The 2,476-nt window shown below is 71.8% G+C and carries 2 protein-coding genes; both read left to right on the top strand.

Going from position 1 to position 2,476, the window contains the following annotated elements:
* Nucleotides 1-154: 154 nt before the first annotated feature.
* Nucleotides 155-955: a fumarylacetoacetate hydrolase family protein gene (locus ACYVE9_RS22865; protein ID WP_461029776.1), complete on the top strand. Its 801-nt coding sequence runs from the start codon at nucleotides 155-157 to the stop codon at nucleotides 953-955.
* Nucleotides 948-2,444, top strand: a complete 1,497-nt coding sequence (gltX, locus tag ACYVE9_RS22870) for a glutamate--tRNA ligase (RefSeq protein ID WP_461029777.1) — start codon at nucleotides 948-950, stop codon at nucleotides 2,442-2,444. The genes ACYVE9_RS22865 and gltX overlap by 8 nt, the downstream gene beginning before the upstream one ends.
* The last annotated feature ends 32 nt before the right edge of the window (nucleotides 2,445-2,476 follow it).

The following is a 2,476-nucleotide window of genomic DNA, read 5'->3' on the forward strand; positions in this document are numbered from 1 at the left end:
CCGCGCACCGCCCTCCGACGGCCCGGCACACCAGGTGTGCCGGGCCGTCGCCGCGCCGCGGTACGGTCGCGGCCGGGCTCCGGACGCCGCCGCCCCGCCGTGGCCTAGTCTGGGGTGTCATCTTCCCGCAGGTCACTGAAGGGCAACGCTTCCCGTGCGCATCGCCAGATTCTCCCTCGAGGGCACCGTCGGCTTCGGCGTGGTCGAAGGGGAACCCGAGAACCCCGCGGACGCCCGGAGCTCCGACGGGCTGTTCCTCGACATCATCAAGGGCCACCCCTTCGCCGACTTCGAGCGCTCGGGCCGGAAGATCCCGCTGTCCCAGGTGCGCCTGCTGCCGCCGGTCCTGCCCAACAAGGTCGTCGGCGTGGGCCGCAACTACGCCGAGCACGCCAGGGAGCTGGGCAACACCGTGCCCGACACCCCGGTGGTCTTCTTCAAGCCGTCCACCTCGGTGGTCGGCCCCGGCGACCCGGTCGGCTACCCGACGTTCTCCAGCGAGGTGCACCACGAGGCGGAACTCGCCGTGGTCATCGGCCGGATGTGCAGCCAGGTGCCCCGGGAGCGCGCGCTGGAGGTGGTGCTCGGCTACACCTGCGCCAACGACATCACCGCCCGCGACGTGCAGCGCCGCGAGGAGCAGTGGGCCCGGGCCAAGGGCTTCGACGGCTCCTGCCCGCTCGGCCCCTGGGTGGAGACCGAGGTGGACCCCGCCGACCTGGCCCTGATGTGCACGGTCAACGGCGAACAGCGGCAACTCGGCCGCACCAGCGAGATGGTCAGGTCCGTCGAGGACCTGATCGTGCACATCACCGAGGCCATGACGCTGCTCCCCGGAGACGTCATCCTCACCGGCACCCCCGCGGGTGTCGGACCGCTCAACGTCGGCGACGAGGTCGCCGTCACCATCGAAGGCATCGGCACTCTCACCAACAAGGTGATCACGCGTGGCTAGCGCTCCCTCTTCCTCCGCAGTGCGGGTACGTTTCTGTCCCTCGCCGACCGGCAACCCCCACGTCGGCCTGGTCCGCACCGCCCTCTTCAACTGGGCGTTCGCCCGTCACCACGGCGGCACCCTGGTCTTCCGCATCGAGGACACCGACGCGGCCCGGGACTCCGAGGAGTCCTACCAGCAGCTGCTGGACTCGCTGCGCTGGCTGGGCCTCGACTGGGACGAGGGCCCCGAGGTGGGCGGCCCGCACGCCCCCTACCGCCAGTCCCAGCGCATGGACCTCTACGCCGACGTGGCCGCGAAGCTCCTCGACTCGGGCCACGCCTACCGCTGCTGGTGCACCGCCGAGGAACTGGAGGCCCGCCGGGACGCCGCCCGCGCCGCCGGCCGCCCGTCCGGCTACGACGGCCTGTGCCGGGCCCTCACGCCCGAGCAGACAGCCGCCCACGAATCCGAGGGCCGCACGTCCATCGTGCGGTTCCGAATGCCCGACGAGCCGATCACCTTCACCGACCTCGTCCGCGGCGAACTCACCTTCACGCCGGAGAACGTGCCGGACTTCGGCATCGTGCGGGCCAACGGCGCCCCGCTCTACACGCTCGTCAACCCCGTCGACGACGCGCTGATGGAGATCACCCACGTGCTGCGCGGCGAGGACCTGCTGTCCTCGACCCCCCGGCAGATCGCGCTCTACCGGGCGTTGGCGGAGATCGGCGTGGGCAACGGCTCGATCCCGCGGTTCGGCCACCTCCCCTACGTGATGGGCGAGGGCAACAAGAAGCTCTCCAAGCGCGACCCCCAGTCGTCGCTCAACCTCTACCGGGAGCGCGGCTTCCTCCCGCAGGGACTGCTCAACTACCTGTCGCTGCTCGGCTGGTCGATCGCCGAGGACCGGGACATCTTCACCCTCGACGAGATGGTCGCCGCGTTCGAGATCGACGCGGTCAACGCCAACCCGGCGCGCTTCGACCTCAAGAAGTGCGAGGCGATCAACGCCGTGCACCTGCGGGAGATGCCCGTCGCGGACTTCGTCGCGGCCTGCGAGCCGTGGCTCACCGCGCCGCACGCCCCCTGGCGGCCCGAGGCCTTCGACCGCGCGGCGTTCGAGGAGCTGGCACCGCTGGCGCAGACCCGCCTGACGGTCCTCTCCGAGATCACCGCCAACGTCGACTTCCTCTTCCTCGACGAGCCCGCCACCGACGAGGCCTCCTGGGCCAAGGCCATGAAGCCGGGAGCCGAGGACCTGCTGCGCACCGCGCGGGCCGGGCTCGCCGAGGCCGAGTGGAACGCCGAGAAGCTCAAGGCCGCGGTGCTCGCCGCGGGGGAGGCGCACGGCCTGAAGCTCGGCAAGGCGCAGGCGCCGGTCCGGGTCGCCGTCACGGGGCGCACGGTCGGGCTGCCGCTGTTCGAGTCGCTGGAGGTGCTCGGCCGGGACCGCACGCTGTCCCGGATCGACGCGGCCCTGAAGAAGCTGGAGCAGCAGCCGGCGTAGGAGCGGCGCGACCGGCCTGCACGGGTGCGCAC

The sequence above is a fragment of the Streptomyces sparsus genome (genome assembly GCF_054776295.1).